This window comes from Stenotrophomonas sp. 704A1, from assembly GCF_030549525.1.
Lineage (GTDB): Bacteria > Pseudomonadota > Gammaproteobacteria > Xanthomonadales > Xanthomonadaceae > Stenotrophomonas > Stenotrophomonas tuberculopleuritidis.
In genome coordinates this window covers 2,863,078-2,882,783 of sequence record NZ_CP130831.1, presented here as the reverse complement: position 1 = coordinate 2,882,783, position 19,706 = coordinate 2,863,078, and the positions used below count along the sequence as shown (strand labels likewise).

The 19,706-nt window shown below is 67.5% G+C and carries 19 protein-coding genes and 1 pseudogene; 5 read left to right on the top strand and 15 right to left on the bottom strand.

What is annotated here, in order from left to right; genetic code table 11:
• The first annotated feature begins 8 nt into the window (after positions 1-8).
• Together Q5Z10_RS13495 and Q5Z10_RS13490 are read left to right on the top strand one after the other, a co-directional pair.
• Positions 9-1,334: an XVIPCD domain-containing protein gene (locus Q5Z10_RS13495; protein ID WP_303635932.1), complete on the top strand. Its 1,326-nt coding sequence runs from the start codon at positions 9-11 to the stop codon at positions 1,332-1,334.
• Between the two features lie 96 nt (positions 1,335-1,430).
• Entirely contained in the window at positions 1,431-1,886 is a 456-nt protein-coding gene (locus Q5Z10_RS13490) for a hypothetical protein (protein WP_303635931.1), read from the top strand.
• Positions 1,887-1,972: 86 nt separating this feature from the next.
• Here Q5Z10_RS13490 and Q5Z10_RS13485 read toward each other — a convergent pair whose 3' ends face one another.
• The 11 genes from Q5Z10_RS13485 to Q5Z10_RS13435 form a co-directional block, all read right to left on the bottom strand.
• A complete protein-coding gene (locus Q5Z10_RS13485) occupies positions 1,973-2,350 on the bottom strand; it encodes an EF-hand domain-containing protein (protein WP_303635930.1) in 378 nt (125 codons plus the stop codon).
• 30 nt (positions 2,351-2,380) lie between these two features.
• Complete coding sequence (locus Q5Z10_RS13480) at positions 2,381-2,767, bottom strand: hypothetical protein (protein WP_303635929.1); 387 nt, start codon at positions 2,765-2,767, stop codon at positions 2,381-2,383.
• 91 nt (positions 2,768-2,858) lie between these two features.
• The gene (locus Q5Z10_RS13475) at positions 2,859-4,829 is read right to left on the bottom strand and encodes a MacB family efflux pump subunit (RefSeq protein WP_303635928.1); all 1,971 of its coding nucleotides are present in this window, start codon (positions 4,827-4,829) and stop codon (positions 2,859-2,861) included.
• The gene (locus Q5Z10_RS13470; RefSeq protein WP_303635927.1) at positions 4,826-6,016 is read right to left on the bottom strand and encodes an efflux RND transporter periplasmic adaptor subunit; all 1,191 of its coding nucleotides are present in this window, start codon (positions 6,014-6,016) and stop codon (positions 4,826-4,828) included. The genes Q5Z10_RS13475 and Q5Z10_RS13470 overlap by 4 nt, the downstream gene beginning before the upstream one ends.
• 134 nt (positions 6,017-6,150) lie before the next feature.
• Positions 6,151-6,576: a hypothetical protein gene (locus tag Q5Z10_RS13465; RefSeq protein WP_303635926.1), complete on the bottom strand. Its 426-nt coding sequence runs from the start codon at positions 6,574-6,576 to the stop codon at positions 6,151-6,153.
• A gap of 313 nt (positions 6,577-6,889) precedes the next feature.
• Positions 6,890-8,239, bottom strand: a complete 1,350-nt coding sequence (locus Q5Z10_RS13460) for a sensor histidine kinase (protein WP_303635925.1) — start codon at positions 8,237-8,239, stop codon at positions 6,890-6,892.
• The gene (locus Q5Z10_RS13455) at positions 8,239-8,913 is read right to left on the bottom strand and encodes a response regulator transcription factor (protein WP_303635924.1); all 675 of its coding nucleotides are present in this window, start codon (positions 8,911-8,913) and stop codon (positions 8,239-8,241) included. Before Q5Z10_RS13455 ends, Q5Z10_RS13460 begins: the two co-directional genes overlap by 1 nt.
• A gap of 401 nt (positions 8,914-9,314) precedes the next feature.
• Positions 9,315-9,785 carry an outer membrane lipoprotein gene (locus Q5Z10_RS13450; protein ID WP_303635923.1) on the bottom strand — a complete coding sequence of 157 codons (471 nt, stop codon included), beginning with the start codon at positions 9,783-9,785 and terminating at the stop codon, positions 9,315-9,317.
• Entirely contained in the window at positions 9,782-10,348 is a 567-nt protein-coding gene (locus tag Q5Z10_RS13445; protein ID WP_303635922.1) for a putative periplasmic lipoprotein, read from the bottom strand. Before Q5Z10_RS13445 ends, Q5Z10_RS13450 begins: the two co-directional genes overlap by 4 nt.
• A gap of 276 nt (positions 10,349-10,624) precedes the next feature.
• Positions 10,625-12,766: a TonB-dependent siderophore receptor gene (locus Q5Z10_RS13440; protein WP_442758915.1), complete on the bottom strand. Its 2,142-nt coding sequence runs from the start codon at positions 12,764-12,766 to the stop codon at positions 10,625-10,627.
• Between the two features lie 73 nt (positions 12,767-12,839).
• Positions 12,840-13,484, bottom strand: coding sequence for a TetR/AcrR family transcriptional regulator (locus Q5Z10_RS13435; RefSeq protein ID WP_303635921.1), 645 nt, complete (start codon positions 13,482-13,484; stop codon positions 12,840-12,842).
• 81 nt (positions 13,485-13,565) lie between these two features.
• Here Q5Z10_RS13435 and Q5Z10_RS13430 point away from each other — a divergent pair, with 81 nt between their 5' ends.
• A complete protein-coding gene (locus Q5Z10_RS13430; protein ID WP_303635920.1) occupies positions 13,566-15,101 on the top strand; it encodes an FAD-dependent monooxygenase in 1,536 nt (511 codons plus the stop codon).
• Between the two features lie 21 nt (positions 15,102-15,122).
• Here Q5Z10_RS13430 and Q5Z10_RS13425 read toward each other — a convergent pair whose 3' ends face one another.
• The 3 genes and pseudogenes from Q5Z10_RS13425 to Q5Z10_RS13415 form a co-directional block, all read right to left on the bottom strand.
• The gene (locus tag Q5Z10_RS13425) at positions 15,123-15,392 is read right to left on the bottom strand and encodes a hypothetical protein (RefSeq protein WP_303635919.1); all 270 of its coding nucleotides are present in this window, start codon (positions 15,390-15,392) and stop codon (positions 15,123-15,125) included.
• Positions 15,393-15,508: 116 nt separating this feature from the next.
• Positions 15,509-15,982, bottom strand: a complete 474-nt coding sequence (locus Q5Z10_RS13420) for a hypothetical protein (protein WP_303635918.1) — start codon at positions 15,980-15,982, stop codon at positions 15,509-15,511.
• Between the two features lie 119 nt (positions 15,983-16,101).
• Positions 16,102-17,341 (bottom strand): annotated as a pseudogene (locus Q5Z10_RS13415) (NADH:flavin oxidoreductase/NADH oxidase family protein).
• A gap of 89 nt (positions 17,342-17,430) precedes the next feature.
• Between Q5Z10_RS13415 and Q5Z10_RS13410 the strand changes: the two are divergent.
• Complete coding sequence (locus tag Q5Z10_RS13410; protein ID WP_303635917.1) at positions 17,431-17,910, top strand: MerR family transcriptional regulator; 480 nt, start codon at positions 17,431-17,433, stop codon at positions 17,908-17,910.
• A gap of 16 nt (positions 17,911-17,926) precedes the next feature.
• On the opposite strand, the gene Q5Z10_RS13405 is transcribed toward Q5Z10_RS13410, so the two are convergent.
• The gene (locus Q5Z10_RS13405) at positions 17,927-19,138 is read right to left on the bottom strand and encodes an MFS transporter (RefSeq protein WP_303635916.1); all 1,212 of its coding nucleotides are present in this window, start codon (positions 19,136-19,138) and stop codon (positions 17,927-17,929) included.
• Positions 19,139-19,430: 292 nt separating this feature from the next.
• Between Q5Z10_RS13405 and Q5Z10_RS13400 the strand changes: the two genes are divergently transcribed.
• The gene (locus Q5Z10_RS13400) at positions 19,431-19,688 is read left to right on the top strand and encodes a hypothetical protein (protein WP_303635915.1); all 258 of its coding nucleotides are present in this window, start codon (positions 19,431-19,433) and stop codon (positions 19,686-19,688) included.
• Positions 19,689-19,706: the final 18 nt, after the last annotated feature.

Below are 19,706 nucleotides of genomic sequence, written 5' to 3'. Positions count from 1 at the left end.
AGGCAGGCATGAGTGGATTGAGCCAAAAGAATCTGGAGATCCTCGGACATTACGCCAAGTCCGGGAATCGCGAGCTTTACTGGAACTATCTGTCGCAGCTGGAGGGCGCCGACGGCTACGGGACGCTGGCACTTGGAGTGGTGCGCAATGACAGCCTGCCTGGACGTGTTGCCAACAGTTACGCGCAGAGCCACGCGTCGCACCAGCACGACAATGGCTCCCGCCACCCCAACGCGAATCTGAGCGAGCGGGAATGGGAGTCTTTTGGGCAGACCCTGATTGTGCAGGACCTCGAGCGCAGGCAGCGCTGGTTCGACCTGAAACGCCCGGATCTTGCCTTGAACCTGCCGGGCAGGGACGTGATGCTGTCGCATGATCGTGCCTTCGAGCATCACAGGCTTGATCCAAACTGCTGGACTCCGCGCGTGCTGCTGCAGGCTGCGCTGGCCAAGGAAGGTCCGCAGAAGATGGAGCAGATCTGGACCGGCATGCTTAACAACAGCTACCGCGGCATGACGCGCGCCTGGGATACCAGTACCGATGCCGTAACGCAGATGGGGGCATGGAAGGGCGGTCGCTACGTGCTCACGTTGACGGCGCATGAAGCCGTCCAAGCCCTTGAAGGTCGCTCGTCGGTCGACCCAAACGTGATCGGCGGCAACAGCCACTACGCCATGTACTTCGAGGGGGAGAAGAAGTGGACCAGTGTCAGCGCCGGTGGTGGCCATGTGACGATGAGCGAGATCACCGATTCCGTACGCATTGCCGAGCTCAACGACGCCCGCGAAGTTCGCCTGGAGCGCCAGCAGAAGGCAGGCCAGTTCCATCCCGAGGACAACTTCCGCACGATTACGCGCAGCCCACTCACGGCATCGGTGGACGATCTGCCAGACCCGCGCCTCGCCCCGACCCGGTTGGCCGATATCGGCCCGGGCCATGCCGAGTACGGTCTGCTGCAACAGGTCAGGCAGGGTGTCGCGGTTCTGGATGCGCAGGCCGGGCGCACGCATGATGAAAGCAGCGAGCGCCTGACCGCCAGCGTGATGGCGCTGGCGCGCCAGCACAACCTGGAGCGGGCCGACCACGTGATGCTGAGCGCGCAGACGAGCGACAACCCTGCCGGCCGCAATGTCTTTGTGGTGCAGGGCGAGCCAAACGACTCCGCGCATCTTCGGGCGTCGATGCCGACGGATCTCGCGGTGCAGACACCGGTCGAGCAGTCGCTGCAGCGCCTGCAGGTGGCCAACGTGGACCGCGAGCAGAGCCAGGTGCAGCGCCAGCAGCAGGAGATGGACCTGCAGACACGGGACAATCCATCCATGCGCATGGGCTAGGCGCCATGACGACGTAACCGAAGCCTCACGTCGCCTTTGCAACTTCGCGTGCAGCCATTGCTAAGTTCGCTTGCAACCCATTCAAGGAACGCAGCAATGACCCGGAAGTCCCCGCTTGTCCTGCTCGGCCTCTGCCTTGCCCCGGCGTTGGCCTTGGCCCAATCCGACCGCCAGGTGGCCGAAGACATGGTCACCCGCGCGGCCAACGTCTGTCCTGGCCACAGCACCGAGCGCACTGCGCCTACGGTGAAGAAGGTGCCGGTCGGTGCACTGCGCGTCATGCTCGACCGTGGCCTGGTGATGTGCCCGGACCGCCGCCTCGACGCCACTGCACCGGCCGTGTTCTATGGCCGGGTGGGGGTTTTCGGCTGGAATCCGGAGGTGCCGGCCGCTGCGGCGGTGGTCGTGGCGAAGATCGACCAGATGACCCGGAAGGATGAGTACCCGGTGGAAACGCTGGTGTGGGATGCCAAGGGCACCGCGCTCACCCAGCAGACCGTGCCGGCGTTCGAGCCGCGTCCAGGGGCCGCGGTGCTGTACAAGGTGCGCTGAGCGTAACGCCGCCCGGGTGGGTGCCCACCCGGGTGAGCATCCACCCGGGCATCGCCATGCTGTCGGTGCGCGCGAGCACCGACGCGTTACTTCGCCGGCGCGTCTGCCGTCTGCGCGGCCACCATGGCCTGCTGCATTTCCTTCAGCGACAGATGGCCATCGCCATCAGCATCCAGCCCCGCGAAATACTTCGCGATTTCCGGCACCACGGCCGCTTCCTTCCTGCTGATCCTTCCGTCCTTGTCGGCATCCATTTCCTTGAACGCGGCATCAATGGAATCGGCCTGCTTGCTGAAGCGTGCCTGCTGGAACGCCGCGTACTCGGCCTTGTCGATGCGGCCATCGCCGTTGCCGTCCATGACGGCGAAGCTGGAATCGATGTAGGCCTGTTTCGGGTCGCCGCTGGCGGCGTGGCCGATCAGCGGTGTGGCACACAGGGCGATGATGAGGAGCGTCTTGTTCATGCGGTCGGTTCCTTCGGATTGCAGGGCAGGTCAGCGGCAGGGATAGGTGTAGCCATCCGAGCCACGGTAGGTGTCGTTGCGGCGGTCGTAGTTGCCGTAGCGGTTCATGCAGTAGTCGGCGCGCTCGCGGGTCTCGCGCTCGCGCTTGGCCGCGGCGGCGATCACACCGGCCACCACCGCTGCGCCCACCACGCCCACCACCACGCGCTTGGCCTTGGCATCGTCGCGCCGGTCGCGCTCACGTTCGCGTTCGCGGCGCTCCCATTCGTCGCGCTGGCGGTCGTGGTAGCCCCGGTCCCAGCCGGAGCGGTAGCCATCGCGGTCCTGTGCATGGGCATTTCCCGCGCAAGGCAGCAGCACCAGCAGTTGCAGTGCGGCCCCCAGCAGCAACGCTGTACGTCCTGTCTTCTGAAACATCGTTCCGCTCCTGTGCGGCTGTGTTGGTCGTGCCAGTACAGCGCGCGGACATTGCGCGAACCTGTAGTCGTTCGCGCTGGATGCACCTCGTTCAGCGCACCAGCGCCTCCACCGGGTCCAGCTGCGCTGCACGGCGTGCCGGCAGGAAGCCGAAACCAATGCCGATCAGGCTGCTGCAGGCAAACGCGGCCAGGATCGAGGTGCTCGAGAACACCAGCGAGAAGCCGATGTCGGCCAGTGCCAGCACGGCCCCCAGTGCCAGCGCCACGGCAATACCCAGCACGCCACCGAGCAGGCAGACCAGTACCGACTCGATCAGGAACTGCTGCAGGATGTCGCTGCGGCGCGCGCCCACCGCCATGCGCACGCCGATCTCGCGGGTGCGCTCGGTCACCGACACCAGCATGATGTTCATCACCCCGATGCCGCCCACCACCAGCGCGATGGCGGCAATCGAGCTGATCATCAGCGTCAGGATGCGGGTGGTCTGCTCGATCGACGTGCGGATCTGCGCGTTGTTGCTCATGTAGAAGTCCTGCCGCCCGTGGCGGCGTTCCAACAGCCGGCGGATGGAGGCCTCTGCCGCCTGCATGCCCACGGTGTCGGACACGCGCACGGTGATGCTGGATACATGGCTCTGCCCCAGCATGCGCGCCATGGCGGTGGTGTAGGGCACCCAGACCTGCAGCAGCGAGGCATCGCCCAAGGCGCCGGCCTCCTTCTTCACCACGCCCACCACCCGCACCGGAACGTTGCCAAGCAGCAGGGTCTGGCCGATCGGATCTTCCTGCGCGGCAAAGAACCGTGCGCGCGTGTTGGCGTCGATCACCACTACCTGCTGGTAGCCGGCGACAGCAGGCTGGCCGAAGAAGCGGCCCTGCCCCAGCTTCAGGCCGTGCACGCGGAAGTACTGCTCACTCACGCCCCGCATCTGCACGTTGGCCGAGCGGTTGCCGCGCTGGGCGGTGCCACTGCTGGCGACGCCGGGCGTGGCACTGTCCACGAATGGCTGCCCGGCCAGCGCCGTGCTGTCACCGGGCGTCAGGGTTTCCACCTGCGCGGCGTGCACATCGCCGAAGCCTGAGCCCGGGTAGATCTCGATGGTGGTGGTGCCCAGCGAGGCGATGTTGGACAGGATGGCCTGGCGTGCGCCGGTGCCCAGGGCAACCACCGAGACCACCGAGGCGATGCCGATGATGATGCCGAGCATGGTCAGGAAGGTACGCATGCGGTGCGCGTTCATTGCGCGCAGGGCCATGCGGAAGGCTTCGCTGAAGCGATCGCGCAGGGCTTGCCAGCCGGTGCCTTCGCTGTGTGCAAGCAGGTGGGCGGGGGGGGTGGCGGCCGCCGCTGTCGCGCCAGCGCTACGGCGATCATCGACGATGCGCCCGTCGCGGATCTCGATGATGCGCTGCGCATGTTCGGCCACGGCCATGTCATGGGTGACCAGTACCACGGTATGGCCTTCGGCATGCAGTTCGCCGAGGATCTTCATCACCTCCCTGCCGGACTGGGTGTCCAGTGCGCCGGTGGGCTCATCGGCGAAGATCACCGCGCCGCCGTTCATCAACGCGCGTGCGATCGACACGCGCTGCTGCTGGCCGCCGGACAGCTCGCCGGGCAGGTGCTGCATGCGTTCGCCCAGGCCCAACCGCTGCAACAGCGCCTGCGCGCGGGCATGGCGGTCGGTAGCGGGTTGGCCGGCATAGATGGCCGGCACTTCCACATTGCCCAGCGCGGTCAGGTCGGTCAGCAGGTGGTAGCGCTGGAAGATGAAGCCGAAGTGCTCGCGGCGCAGCTCGGCCAGTTCATCCGGCGACATCTGCGCGGTCTCGCGGCCGGCGATCTGATAGGTGCCGGCCGAGGGCCGGTCCAGGCAGCCCAGGATGTTCATCAGGGTGGACTTGCCCGAGCCGGACTGGCCGACGATGGCCACCAGTTCACCGGCGCGGATATCCAGGTCGATGCCATCGAGCACGACCAGGGTCTGTTCGCCGGCGGCAAATTCGCGGCGGATGCCGCGCACGCGCAGCAGCGGTGCGTCCTTCCCGGCGTCCGTCATGGCTGTGCGGCGGCTGTGGCGGCGGTATCGCCGGCCTGGACCAGCACCAGCTGCTCGCCCTGCTGCAGGCCACTGCGCACTTCCACGTTGATCTGGTCGTCGAGGCCGGTGGTGATGCGCCGCAGGGCAGGCTGGCCATCCGCGCCGCGTACCTGCACGCTGTAGCTGCCATCGGCGGCGCGTGCACCCAGCGCCGCCGAGGGAATGATCAGCACGTCCTTCGCACGCCCCAGCACGATGCGCACCTGTGCCGTCATGTAGCTGCGCAGGCGGCCATCGGCGTTGTCCACGTCGAACTGGCCGTTGTAGTACATGGCCGTGCGGCTGGCGCCCGCCGAAGCGCCCGCCGGTGCGAAGCCGGAGGTGTCTTCGTTGGTGATCGACTCCGGCGCCGGCGCGATGTCGCGCAGCGTGCTGCTGTAGCGTCGGCCACTGTCACCCAGGATGGTGAAGAATGCCTCCTGTCCCAGTGCGGTGTGCACCACGTCGGCCTCGGAGATTTCGGCGTAGACGGTCATCACGTCCTGGTTGCCGAGCATCACGATGGTCGGTGCGCTCTGCACCGCATTGACGGTCTGCCCTTGGCGCGCGACCACGGCCAGCACGGTGCCGTCGGTGGGCGCGGTGATGCGGGTGTAACCCAGGTTGGTCTGTGCCACATCCACATCGGTCTGCCGCTGCACCACCTCGCCATCGAGTGCGGCGACCTGTTCCCGCGTGGCATCGACCTTGGCCTTGGCGGCATCGTAGTCGGCGCGTGCGACCAGTTGCCTGGACACCAGCGCCTGCTGGCGTTGAAGCGTCAGCTGGTACTGGCGCAGGTCGGTGGCCAGCGCATCGCGGTTCGCGCGGGCGCTGCGCTGGGCGGCCTGCGCGCTCTGCAGCGCATTGCGCTGGGTGCGCGAGTCGATCTCGGCAATGAGGTCACCGGCCTTCACCTTGTCGCCCAGCTTCACATGCAGGGTTTCGATGCGCCCCGAGACCTGCGCGCCCACGCTCACCAGCCGCGAGGGCTTCAACGTGCCGGTGGCTTCCACTACCTGTTCGATGTTGCCGCGGGTGACCGGCGCAACCTGCAGGTGCGGTGGCGGTGCAGGCCGCAACCAGGCGAATAGCGCCAATGCGGTGCAGAGCAGTACGCCAGCAACGATGAGCACGCGGCGGCGGTTGCGCGGTGCGGCGCTCATCGGCACAGCATCCAGAAAAGACAGGGCATCGTGGGTCCTCGCGACAGATGGAGTGCACGCCGGCGGTACGGGCGTGGATGGTCGTCGAGTCTCGATGCGCTGGATTGCGTGAACCTTGCGGCGGTGCTGGCCCGTCAGTGCACCGTGCCGAGTGCGAGCAGGGTTACCGCGATGAACTGCAGCAGGCTGCCGAGAACCAGCAAGGTGTGGCGCAGGCGTTGCGACACGCGGCGCAGGCTGCAGAGCTGGCACATCGCGCCGGCCAGCAGCCAGGCTGTTGTGCTGACCGGCCTCGGGCCTGTGACACCGATGGCGATGGCCGGGAACGTGACGGCCAGCATGATGCCGGCCGCATGCACGTCCAGCACCCGCAGGATCGAGGGAAGGGGCCGTGATGCTGACTGGCGCCACACTGCCAGCGTGTGCAGCCCCGCATGCAAGGTGACGAACAGCACTACGGCGGCAGCCGTTGCCAGCGCGTGGCCGGACATCGACGCCACCAGTGCCATGCCTGGCAACAGCAGGAACAGTGCGCCGGCCAGGCGTATCAGGGCGTCCACCCGCTCGGGTTTGGCCGTTGGTCGCAGCCAGTGCGGCCAGTGCCTCCATCCAGGCCTGCGACACGTTCGCGCGCGGTGATTCCACGCGGCTGCGGTCAGACTGGGCGTACTGCCGGCGGGCGGAGTACGCGTGGAAGACGAAGGGGGATGCGCTCCCTGTGTCACATGCAGGCTTCCTGTCAGACCCGGACGCGGCATCATGAGCAATGCCGCGCCTGCAGATGCTGTGCAGCGAACATTGCCGCAACCTTGCGCATCGGCCCTGGTCGTCACGCATGGACAGCGGGCAGTCAGCCCCGCAGGCAGGGTGCGCTCAGCGCTCCGGTGGCGCCGCGCCGCTGGCGCCCGGATGCAGCGGGAACTCGACGCGGATCAATGCGCCGCCGCCGGGTGCATCCAGAATCGTGACGCGGCCGCCGTGCCGGTCGATCACCTGCCGCACCAGATTCAACCCCAGCCCGGCACCGGTCTGCCGCGGGCGCAGGCGCTGGAAGGGCTCGAACACGCGCTCGCGCTGGTCGACCGGAATGCCAGGGCCATCGTCCTCCACTTCCAGGCAGCTGCCCTGCACGCGCACGATGATGTGGCGCCCGCCATGTTCGGCCGCATTCAATACCAGGTTGGAGATCACCCGCTCTACCGCACCGGCCTCGCCCAGCACCGGGAAGTTCGGCTCCACCGCTACGGCGACCGTCTTGTCGGACTGGATCAACAGCGGGGCCAGGTCGGCGGCGACCCGCTTGGCTACGCGGGCCAGGTTGAGCGAATCCTTGGGCCCATCTTCTTCCATGCGGTGCAGGTCCAGCAGCTGCTCGGCCAGCGTCGCCAGCCGCGCGACCTCCACGGCCAGGCTGTGCGAGGTGGCGTCGTCGGCCGCATCGATCTTGACCCGCAGGATCGCGATCGGGGTGCGCAGCTCATGGGCAGCGGCGGCGATGAAGCGGCGCTGCCGTTCGTGTCCCTCGTCCAGACGGTCCAGGGCTTCGTTCACCGCCGTCACCAGCGGGGCGATCTCCACCGGTACGGCGGTCTCCGTCAGGCGGATACCGCGGCGGCTGGCGGAGATGCTGCGGGCTTCCTGCGCGATGCGTTCCACACCGGCCAGGGCGCGACGCACGATGATCGGCGTCAGGATGAGGGTGACCACGCCCAGCAGCAGGAAGATCGGCAGGGTGATGATGTGTGCGGCCAGCGCCATCTGCCAGGTCAGCGAATCGGTTTCGCCATGCGCCATGATGGTCAGCTTGCCGGCGGGGCCGCTGTGCTGGCGTATCACCGCAGCCAGGCCGTCGCTGCGGCCGCGGCCGCGAAGGTCGGCATAGGGAATGCCGTCGAGGGTGCCGACCAGCGACGCATAGGCGGGTGGAACGTGGCCAAACGTCACATGCCGGCCATGTTCATCCTCGGCGATGAACCACGCGCCGGGAACGATCTTCAGCAGCTCGGCCAGCTCAGGCGTGCGCTCCACATACAGTTCGCCCTTGCTGTCGCGGTGAACGGCCTGTGCGGCCACCGGGGCAAAGGTCTGGATGGTGTAGTAGCCGCCGCTGTCGGCACGCACCAGCACCATCAACAATGCAAAGAACGCCACCAGCAACGCGAGCAGCTGGTAGATCAGCGTCTTGACGATCAGCGGGCGCTTCAAGGAGGGGCGGCGCGCCATTACTTCGCTTCCCGCATCAGATAGCCGACACCGCGGATGGCATGGATTTCCACCCCGGCATCGGCGTCAGCCAGCTTGCGCCGCAGGCGTGAGACATGCGAGTCGAGCGTGTTGGAATGGATGCCGTCGTCGAAGCCATACACTGCCATTTCGATGGACTCGCGCAGCACGGTGCGGCCCAGCCGGCGGGCGAGGGCGGCCAGCACGCGGATCTCACGGCGCGGAAGCTCCAGGCGCTGTCCATCCACCCTGGCCTCGCCCGATACAGGGTCGAACACCAGCCGCCCGATGCTCACCGGTTCCACCTGCATGCCGCCCGGCCGGCGCCCGGCCGCACGGATCCGCGCGAACAGCTCCTCCAGCGCGAAGGGCTTGGCCAGGTAGTCGTCGGCTCCCTCATCCAGGCCGGCGATGCGGTCCGGCAACTGTCCCAGCGCGCTGAGCACGATGATCGGTACCCCCGGGTTGCGCCCGCGCAGCGCCGGAATCAGACCCAGCCCGTCGCCGTCGGGCAGGGTGCGGTCCAACAGCACCAGATCATGCGACCCGGACAGGGCCGCTTCGCGGGCCAGTGCCAGCGTGCTGGCCAGGTCCACCACGTAGCGTTCGCGCTGCAGGGCAGACTTCAGGGTGGCAGCCAGTTCGGCTTCGTCTTCGATCAGCAGGATGTGCATCGGCGGGAATCGAGCGGGAAGGGGGCGCACGCGGGCTTCAGCACGCGCCGGCACCGTATTACAGGAACATTGCGTGAACATGGCGTGCCAACGCAGCGGGAGCCCCGCAGCGACGGCGCCATCTGGCGCAAGGCTCGCGCAATCCGGGCACTCCAGCCCTGGCGCCTGCTTGCTGTCCTACCAGGAGGCCGGGCCGCTGAGCCCGGGGGGCTGGGTTGCCTTCAGCAGGGATCGCGATGAAGGAAGCGCCATTGCGGCGCGCCACAGGAACGGCTTCACCTCCCCCCGGATGCCCCCCGCTCGATGCGGGTGTCCTGCGCACTGATCCCGGCAGGGGAGATGGATTGCCACTTTCGCGGTGCCCACTACAGCGATGCCCCCTGGGAGGGCATCGCTGGGGTTTACGGCGTTGTCTTCGCTTGGCGCGGATCGGCAATGATGCGCGAGGGTGATCCATACAGCACCAGAACCCGCATGCCGGCACTGAACACTGGATCGGGGCCTTGCACGACGGTCATCAGATTGCCGTTCTCGGTCTCCACCACGTATTCCAGGCCCTTGGCCTGCGAAAGCGCGCGTTCTGAAGCCGCACCGGCAATCGCGCCCACCACCAGGCCGCCGATGGCTCCAATGGCCGCGGCCTGATCGCTGCCACCGATGGTGGAACCCGCCACACCGCCGGCGGCAGCTCCAGCAACGGCTCCACCTCCCTGCGAACCGTCAATACTGACGGCACGAACGCTGATGACGGTACCGCCGACAGTCCGATTGACCTGTCCTACCGAGCCGATGGAATAGCTGTCGGTACGTACGTTGGGCGCGCAGGCCGTCAGCATTGCGGCAACCGATGCGGCCAGCAGCAGACGCGTCACGGTGCTTCCTGCTTGTTCGGGAACATCGGCTTGGACACATCCACGGTTTCCAGGGCCTGCAGGAACTGGGCGATGTTGTTCTGTGCCGAGCGGCTGATCGACTCGCGTGCCCGGACGACACCCGCGAAGGCATAGTTGAACGGCACTTCCCCCGATGCGCTGACATCCTGCGTATAGACGATGCTACCGGTTGCGCGGTCGATCAGCTCGTAGCGGGCCACCGTCTTGGTGGTCATCGAAGCGCCGAAGTTCGGAATGTCGATCGCCAGGATCTTCACCGACAGACTCAGCTTCACCGGAGCGTCGTCGCGGAAAACGGCCATCCTGTTCAGCGCTTCGGTCAGCGCGTTCTGCCACATCTGCGGGACTTCGTGCTGCGCCTCGGCGGGAATCTTGCCCTTGGCCTCATCCGGACGCGCCAGCGTGACCGTCAGTGACTTCAGCTCGCCGTCGATCTTCTTGCTGCTGACCCCGACATTCGGGACCGAGAAATTGAGCGGTGGATTGGTGGTGCAACCCACCAGCGATGCAGCGATGATCGCTGCAAACAGGAACTTCTTCATCCATTTTCCCCTGTGATTGCATTGGAACAGACATGGTGAATCGTGTATTGGTCCGCAACGCTCCTGCTGCACCGCTATTACTGCGATGGTCTGCTGCGAGCGTGGCTGACTGCGGGCAAGAATACTCGAGTCACAGCGGATTGCGGCCTTGCTGCTGCGCAACAAGGGACGCCTGCCACAGGGGAGTCGACAGGACAGCGGCGGTGCTCCTTCCCAGAAACTCAAGCTGCCTGCAGATAAAGCCGCCGTGGCTCACCCGGGAACCGCAGCACCGCCTCAGAAGTTGTAAGCCGCCTGCACGTAGACCCGCCGCGGTTCTCCCGGGAAATGCCCGTTGCGCTCGATGAAGCCGCTGGCGGCATACACCTTGTCGAACAGGTTCTTGACGTTGGCCTGGAACTGCCACTGTTTCCACGTGGTCTTCCAGCTCATGTCGAACACGGTGTACGGCTTCACCCGCTGGCCATCCAGGCTGATGCGCTCATCCACGTAGTCGGCACCGAAGCCGATGGCCGAGTTGATCGCCGGCAGGTCGTAGCGCGTCCACAGGCCCAGTTTGTTGCGCGGCGCATTGGCGAAGCGGTCGCCGGAGGCATTGGTGATGCCGCCCGGTCCGGCGTCCTTCACCCGCGCGTCGTTGTAGGCGTAGGTCAGGTTCAGTACCCAGTGATCGGTGACGTCGGCCAGCAGGTCCAGCTCCATGCCGGTGCTGCGCACCAGGCCCAGCGCGGCCAGCTGGTTCACGCCGCCCACGACCTCGCCGGTGGCCTGCACGATGTTGCTGCGGTCGATACGGTAAGCGGCCAGGTTCAGGCTCACGCGCTCGGCCAGCAGCGATTTCAGGCCCACTTCCCACTGCCTGCTGCGCTCGGCATCGAACGGGCCGCCCGCGGCGGAATTCTGGTTGGCCGCCGCCTGCGGCACAAAGCCGCTGGCCACGTTTGCATACAGGTTCAGTCCATCGCGCACGGTGAACGTGCTACCCAGCCGCCAGCTCAGATCGTTGCCATCCACGCTGCTGCCGGCGATGCGGTCATCGTCCTTGAAGCCGTCCCAGCGCAGCCCGGCCAGCACATGCCAACGCGGGGTCAGGGCCAGCTCGTCCTGCAGATAGCCGCCAAAGCGCTTGCTGCGCGTGCGGGTGCTGCGCCACGGCAGAGCGGCCAGGGCGTAGTCGTGCCAGGTACTGGCGCCGTAAACGGGGTTGAACAGATCGATGCCGCGCACCGGGCCGGCACCACGCGCAAGATCGGCGCTGTTGGCGGTCTGCGCGGTGAAGTCGGCGTCGAGCTGGTACACATCGGCACCGAACAGGACCTTGTGTTCGATCGCCCCGGTGCTGACCCGCCACACCGCGTTGCCGCTGGCGGTGAACGCCTCATTGTCGCGGATCTGGTTGCGCAGCTGGCGGGTCATCCATTCGGCAACGCCATCAAGGTCGCGGTCGATCAGGCCCATCGGCTCGTGATACATCTGGTGCTCGTTGTTGGTGAACCAGCGCGCCGCGAGGTCAACGTCCAGGTCGTCGCGCGGTGCGAAGCGGTACTGCGCCAGTGCCACCCTGGCCCGCATGTCGAGGAAGTCGCTGGCTTCGTTGTGGTTCCAGCGGCGGTCGGTCAGGAACGTACCGTTGTCATCCACGGGGACGCCACGCAGTCGATTGCCGCCCAGGTTCTGGGTGATGTCGGTGAACTGCAGTGTCAGCTCGCCGGTATCGCCCACGTCGAAGGCCAGCGATGCATCGCCGATCACGCTCTCGCTGTCGGTATTCCAGCGCACCCCTTCCTCGCTGTCGGCATACAGGCCGGCGCGGTAGCGCACACTGCCGCTGGCGTTCAGTGGGCCGGTTCCTTCGATGGAGCCGGCACGGAAATCCCTGTTGCCCAGCTGCAGCTCGATACGACGCTCGGCACTGGCCTTCGGCTTGCGCGTCACATAGTTGATGACCCCACCGGCATCACCGCCGCCATACAACGCGCCGGCCGGTCCCTTCAGCACCTCCACCCGCTCGATGTTGAACAGCTGCGGCACCGAAAAGCCCGCATACGGGTCGCCGCGCAGGCCGTCATACAGCACGTTCTCCTGGCGGAAGCCGCGCAGGGTCACGCCGGCATAGCTGAAGAAACTGATGCCGCTGATGCTGCGGTACAGGTCGGTGACCTGGCGCGCGGCCTGATCGTCGATCAGTTCGCGTGGCAGTACCTGGATCGACTGCGGTACAAGTTCAAGCGGGGTATCGGTGCGGGTGCCGACAGCGGCGTCATCGACCCGGTACAGGGTCTGCGCGCGGCCGCGCACTTCGACCCTGTCCAGATCCCTGGGGGCGTCAGCCGGGGTTTCGGAGGCCAGTGCGTGCGACATCAGGGCAAGGCCCAGTGCAAGGCACAGGGTGCGCGGCAGCGGAGCAGAAGGGGGCATGGGCGGGGGTGGGGTGGCTGTAAATGAGAAAGATTAACATTTGCAACACGCCGTGACCTATCCCCCGGATGCGCTATGGACGCGGGCCCGGGTCTGTATACGGAGTGCCTGCCAAGGCCACCAGCACGCCGGTGGCGCCACGCACGATCAGCTGCAGCATGGCCCCGCGCGGGTCTTCAGCCCGCCCCTGGCTGGCCAGACCCTGCTCGTAGGCCGCCACCATCGAGGCCATCAGCATCGCCGCGCCCAGCCTCGCCTCGGCATCGTCGGCGGCCCGGCCGGCAGCATCGGCCATCAACTGCGCCAGGTCGTCGGTCAGTTGCGCCTGCAGCCTGCGCGCGTGCGCGACCAGCACGGGACTGTCGGCCACGGTCGCCCAGAACGCCGCCGCACCGCCGTTGATCCGCAGCAGCGGATGGCCGCTGTCCAGCAGCTGCCGTACCAACGTCTGGAAGGCGGCCAGTGGGGTCATCTCGCGGCGCGCCAGCATGCCTTCGCGCAGCAGGACGCGGGCCTCCTCGTCGCGATCGAAGACCAGGTGTTCCTTGCTGGCGAAGTAGTTGAAGACCGTCTTGCGCGAGACCCCGGCCGCCTCGGCGATCTCGGACATCGACACTGCCTCGAAGCCGCGCTGGATGATCAGCTCGGTGGCGACGTCCGAAATCGCTTGTCGGGTCTCGGCCTTGCGCCGCTCGCGGCGGCCCGGAGGTGGGGTCATCGGAAGTTCATGTGTTAAAACGTACACCGAGTGTAACATTCTCGCCGCCAGAGCGCCGACCGGTGCTCACAAGGACTTCCCATGCTGTACGACGTCGTCATCGCCGGTGCGGGCCCGGTGGGCCTGTTCCTGTCCTGCGAACTGGCCCGGGCGGGCTGTTCGGTCCGGGTGCTGGAACAGGCCGAGGCCCCGGGATCAGCCCTGAAGCGCCTGCCCTTTGGCCTGCGCGGCCTGAACGCCCCGACCCTGGAGGCGCTGGATCGGCGCGGCCTGCTGGACGCGGTTGCCGCCGCCCAGGTGCTTAGACCGGACAAGGGCGCGCCCCCGCCCGGCACGGCCCACTGGCTGGCGCAGCCACGGCCGCTCGGAGGCCATTTCGCTGGCATTCCGTTCGCGCTGGACAACGTCGACAGCGGGCGCTGGAACTGGCGGCTGCCGACGCCGGTCGGCATGCAGATGGCGATCGAGCTGCAGGCGTTGGAAGCGGTATTGACCGAGCGGGCAGCCGCGCTTGGCGTGCGCATCGACCGCGGTCGGGCAGTGCAGGCCGTGCACGCGGAACAGCAGCAGGTGGCGGTGCAGACCGGGCACGCCACGGTCCACGGCCGCTGGCTGGTCGGCTGCGATGGTGCCCGCAGTATGGTGCGCAAGCAGTCAGGCTTCAGCTTCGAAGGAACCGGACCGGAGTTCACCGGCCATTCGTTGCTGGTCGACCTGGAAGATCCTTCAGTGCTCACGCCGGGTCGCCAATACACCGCGCACGGCATGTGCAATTTCAATCCCCCCGGCGTGCTCGCGCTGGCCGACTTCGACGGTGGCGCCGGCCATCGCACGGCGCTGGACCTGCATTCGGCCCAGGCGCTGCTGCGGCGGGTCTCCGGCCGCGAAGCAACGATCACTGCGTTGCATCTGGCCACCACCTGGACCGATGCGGCGCGCCAGGCCAGTACGTATCGCAGCGGCCGGGTACTGCTGGCCGGCGATGCCGCACACATGCATTCGCCGCTGGGCGGGCAGGGGCTGAACCTGGGCATCGGCGATGCGATGAACCTGGGCTGGAAGCTGGCGGCCGTGGTCCGTGGCGATGCCGAAGAGACCCTGCTGGACAGCTATCAGGCCGAGCGGCATCCGATCGGTGCGAAGGTGCTGGACTGGTCGCGGGCGCAGGTTGCGCTGATGCGACCGGGTGCCGGGTCGCGTGCGCTGGCAGCGGTCATGGCCGATCTGGCCGACACCGGCGATGGTGCGACCTATCTGGCCGAACGGGTCTGGGGTGTATCGCAGCAGCTGGAGCTGGGCGGGAGCCATCCGCTGGTGGGCCGCAGTGCCCCCGATAGGGTTCTGGCCGACGGTCGCCGCCTGGGCGAAGCGCTGCGCAGCGGGCAAGGGCTGTGGGTCACCGCTGAAGGCCGCATGCCAGGCGGCTTCGCCATCGGTGCCGACGTCCCGCGCGTCGCCTGTGGCGCAGGATCGGCCTTGGACGTCCTGGGGGTATCCGCGCTGCTGGTGCGCCCGGATGGCATCGTGGCCTGGGCGGGTGGCGCCGACGATGGCACCGCACTGCAGGCGGCCGCGATGCGCTGGTTCGGCTCGGGAAAAGCCCTGGCCAGGGGGTGAGCGCGCCGCTACCAGCGGCGGTCAGGCGATGCAGATCAGCAACACCGTGGACAGCACCAGCATCAGCACGAACACGCGCCGGCTCAGGGCCAGGCAGGTGAGGTACGCGGCCAGCGCCCAGGCGCCGAGCAGTGTGCAGGCCAGCATCCACAACCCGATCGTCATCAGCGAACCGGCAACGGCCGCGGACAATGCCGCCGCCTTGAACAGCGCCACGCCCAGCAGGCTGCCCAGAACGCCGGCCCGCAGAGCAATGGCATCATGGCAGGCAGGGGCAGGGGAGGAATGCATGGCGATGGCATAGCGGCTCGGGGGCAGGCCCGTGCGACTGTGCCGCAGCGGAGATCTACGCCGCGTGTTGGTCAGCCCTGTAGTTTTGTGACAGCGCCCTCACCGCCACCCGCCGCTCAGTCGAACTCGCCGCCGTCCGTCTCCAGGCGCCGCCGGTAGTCTGCCCGGTGCTTGAACAGCCGCTGGCACTCCTCGGACCGGTGGATCCGGCTGCCGGGTTCGCTGGCCACCGAATCGCACATCCTGGCGATATGGGTGTTCTCGGCCAGCTGCATCACGAAGAACACGGCGGCGATGCCGGTACCGAGCAGCACGACGTACAGCAGGCGACTGAGCCAGCGCGAGCGTTTGCGCTCGAAGTACTGCTGCACGGTCAGGTCGAAACGGATGATGCTCAGCACGATCCAGACCACGCTGACCACGAAGCACAGTGTGGGCAGTAGCCCCCGCCAGAGTCCTGCCTCGTACACCGATTCGCTGTAGTGCACGGCGGCACCCGCGCCGGCGATGGCGATCGCCAGGGCCCAGTTGCGGCCCAGCGAGAGCAGGTCGTCGAGCAGCTTCTCGCGGTTCTTGGGCGGGGTCGGCACGGGCGCAGCGGACAGCAGGGGAAAGCGCGATGGTGGAACAGCGCGGCGGCGAAGAAAAGCCCCGACGTGCCATCAACCGTGGCCCGGCGTGCCGCCGCCCTCCGCATCGGGCGGACGCGTCAGCGTCCGGCGGTGCCGCGCCGTGCGCTGATCCAGCGCCGGTATTGCCGCGTACGGCACGCTGTTGCAGCCTGTGCCAGCAGCAACGCCCACAGCGGAGACACCCCGGGGAATGTTGGGCGGCGACGACTCAGGCGACCCAGCTGGTACTTCACCGCTGCCATGTGCGCGGTCGCCGCCAAGGGCTTGCTGCGCCACTGGATCGGGCGGAGCTGCGCCGCGCGCTCATGGCCGGACTGCCATTGCCGCGGCAGGTCGGGCTGCAGGGCCAGTGCCGTTGCGATGCCGACCATGGCCACGCCACTGTCCAGCACCTGCTCGGCGACCGGACGGCGGCGGATGCCGCCGGTCGTCATCAGCGGCAGGGGCGTCGCGTCGGCAATGTCGCGGGCAAACTCGAGGAAGTACGCTTCGCGGGCCAGAGTGCGTCCATCGCGGGCGCTGCCGGTCATTGCCGGCGCTTCATAGCTGCCGCCGGACGACCAGATCGACCCCCAGCGGCGCCAGCCAGTGGACCACCGTGCGCGCATCGTCGGGCGAAAATCCGCCGCGCTGGAAATCGGCCGAGTTGAGTTTCACCGCGACCGCGAACGTCGGCGACACCGCAGCGCGTATGCCCCGCACGATCTCCAGCAACAGGCGCGCGCGGTTGTGCAGGCTGCCACCCCAGCGATCGTCGCGCGTGTTGGAAAGCGGCGACAGGAACTGGCTGAGCAGGTAGCCGTGCGCGGCATGGATCTGCACGCCACTGAAGCCGGCCGCCTCGGCCAGCTCCGCGCTGCGGATGAAACGTGCGATCACCGCTTCGATCTCGTCCCCGGTCATCGCCCGCGGTGGCGCGAACTGCCGCGACAGCGCGCCCAGGTCCAGTGCCACCGCCGACGGCGCCAGGGCCGGCTGGCCCAGGGCTGCGGGCATCTGCCGGCCGGGATGGTTGATCTGCATCCAGGCATGCGCACCGCGCGAGCGGGCGGTAGCCGCCCAGGCCGCGAAGCGGTCACGATGGTGGTCGTCTTCCAGGACCACGCCACCCGGTCCGGTCATTGCGCGGCCGTCGACCATCACGTTGCCGGTGATGATCAGCCCTGCGCCACCATCGGCCCAGGCCTGGTAGAGCTGCAGCAGCGCGGCCGAAGGCGCGTGGTCGGCGTCGGCCATGTTTTCCTCCATCGCCGCCTTGGCGATGCGGTTGGGGATGACCGCGCCGGAGGGCAGGGTCAGGGGCGAGAACAGCGACATCGGACAGCTCCAGGACAGGGGAAGGACGCTACGCTAACCTTCAAGTTTCATTGAAGGTCAATGGGTGCCAATGTCGAGGATTCAGGCAGATGAAAATCGGTGAGCTGGTCCGGCGAACGGGTCTTGCGGCGTCGCGCATCCGCTTCTATGAAGAGGCCGGGCTGCTGGTGGTACCGCGCCAGGCCAACGGCTACCGCGACTACCCGGAGCAGGCGGTGCTGCTGCTGGAACTGATCACCGGCGCGCAGCGCGCTGGCTTCAGTCTGGAGGAGATCCGTGCACTGCTGCCGCCGGACATGGGCCAGTGGCAGCACGAGGCGCTGATCGGGATGCTGCAGCAGAAGGTGGCCGACATCGAGGCACTGCAGTTGCGGCTGGCGCAGAGCAGGGCGCACCTGCTGGCGTTGATCCAGGATATCCAGGCGCGGCCGGAAGGCATCGACTGCGCGGCCAACTCGCGGCGGGTGCTGGACCGCGTGCAGCGCGGTGAGCTGGCGCGGCCAACGCTGGCGGCCGGCGATGTGGCGTTGCTGCGTCCGGACCGCCGCCGCCGCACCGGCAGCGACTGACGATCCGGCGCGATGATCAGTGGAGGCCGGCGGGGGCAGTCCTGCGCCGCTTGTCCAGCAGCACCGACACGCACCACAGCACCAGGCCGCCGACGGCGGTCGCGGCGCCCACGTAGCCGGTGGATGCCGGGCTGAAGCCGGCACTGATCGCCATGCCACCCAGCCACGGGCCCAGCGCATTGGCCGTGTTGAAGGCGGCGTGGTTGGAAGCTGCAGCCAGCGTCTGCGCCTCGCCCGCCACGTCCATCAGCCGGGTCTGCAGCACGGCTGCCAGTGCGCCCATGGTGCCCACGGTGATGATCATCGGGCCGATGGTCCACACCGACTGCGCGGCCAGCGGATACAGCAGCAGCATCACGATCGACCACAGCAGCACCACGGCGGCGGCCTTGAAGTGGAACCTGTCCACCAGCCAGCCGCCGGCGATGTTGCCGATGATCGCGCCGATGCCGAACACACCCACTGCCAGCGGCATCCACGATTCGGCCACGCCGGTGACCTGCACCAGCGTCGGTGCCAGATAGGTGAACACACAGAACATGCCGGCAAAGCCGACCGCGCCGATCGACAGCGCCAGCCATACCTGCGAGGTGTTGAACGCGCGCAGCTCGCGCATCGGCGAGGTCCGCACTTCGTCCGGGTCGGGCAACAGGAAGCGCGCGATCATCACCACGGTGGCGATGGCCAGCAGGCTGACCAGGGCGAAGGCGGTACGCCAGCTCAACTGCTGGCCCAGCCAGGTGGTCAGCGGGTTGCCGATCAGGATCGCCACCGACAGGCCCAGCAGCACGCGCGACATCGCCTGTCCGCGCTGGCCGGCCGGGCTGATCGCGGCCGCCACCAGCATCGCCACGCCGAAGTAGGCGCCGTGCGGCAGTCCGGCGACGAAACGTGCCACCAGCATCGTGCCGTAGTTGGGCGCCAGCGCACTGGCCAGGTTGCCGATGGCGTAGAAGCCCATCAGTGCCAGCAGCAGCCTGCGGCGCGGAAAGCTGGCACCGACGAAGGCCAGGATCGGCGCCCCGACCACGACGCCGATGGCGTAGGCGCTGATCAGGTGGCCGACCTGGGTCTCGCTGATCGACAGCCCGCGGCTGATTTCGAGCATCAGGCCCATGCTGGCGAACTCGCTGGTGCCGATGGCGAAGCCACCGAGTGACAGGGCGAGGATGATCAGGGTGCGCTGGCGCGGTGTCAGCCGCGCGGCCAGGGGGGAATTGGGGCTCATGCGGGGGCGCAAAGGGGCGAAGGAAGCGCGACATTGTACTGCTGCACCGCAGCAGGGATCAGCCGCATCAGGGGTAAATCAGTGTTTGACAGGTGGTGCTGCCAGGGACAGGTGTCCTGTCTGACCCGCCTGGGGCGCGGTGGCCCGTACGCGTGCAGCTGCGGCCAAGCCATTGCAGTGTCCCCGGTGCAAGCGTGTATTGTCACGGTGGCCTGCATGTGACCACCACGCCCGTGCAGGCACCATCCACTGCTGCAGGAATGGCGCACGGGGTCCACCACGGAGGTGAAGGATGCAGGAATACACCCATCAACTTGAGTTACGCGGCCGCTTCCGTCTGGTAGCGGTGACCCACGAGCCGGTGTACGCTCCCGGCGATGTGGTCGGCCATGCGGTCATTGTCGACGATGGGGAGCGTCTGACCGACCTGATGTCGCTGGCCGAAGCGCGCCGGTACCTCGAGGAACTGGTGCGGGAAGAGGGCATCGAGCCCGGGCTGGAGAATGAAGTCAACCTGCGGAGGAAGGCGTCGCAGCGACGCCGCCGCTAAGCCGTCGCGCCCACGGGC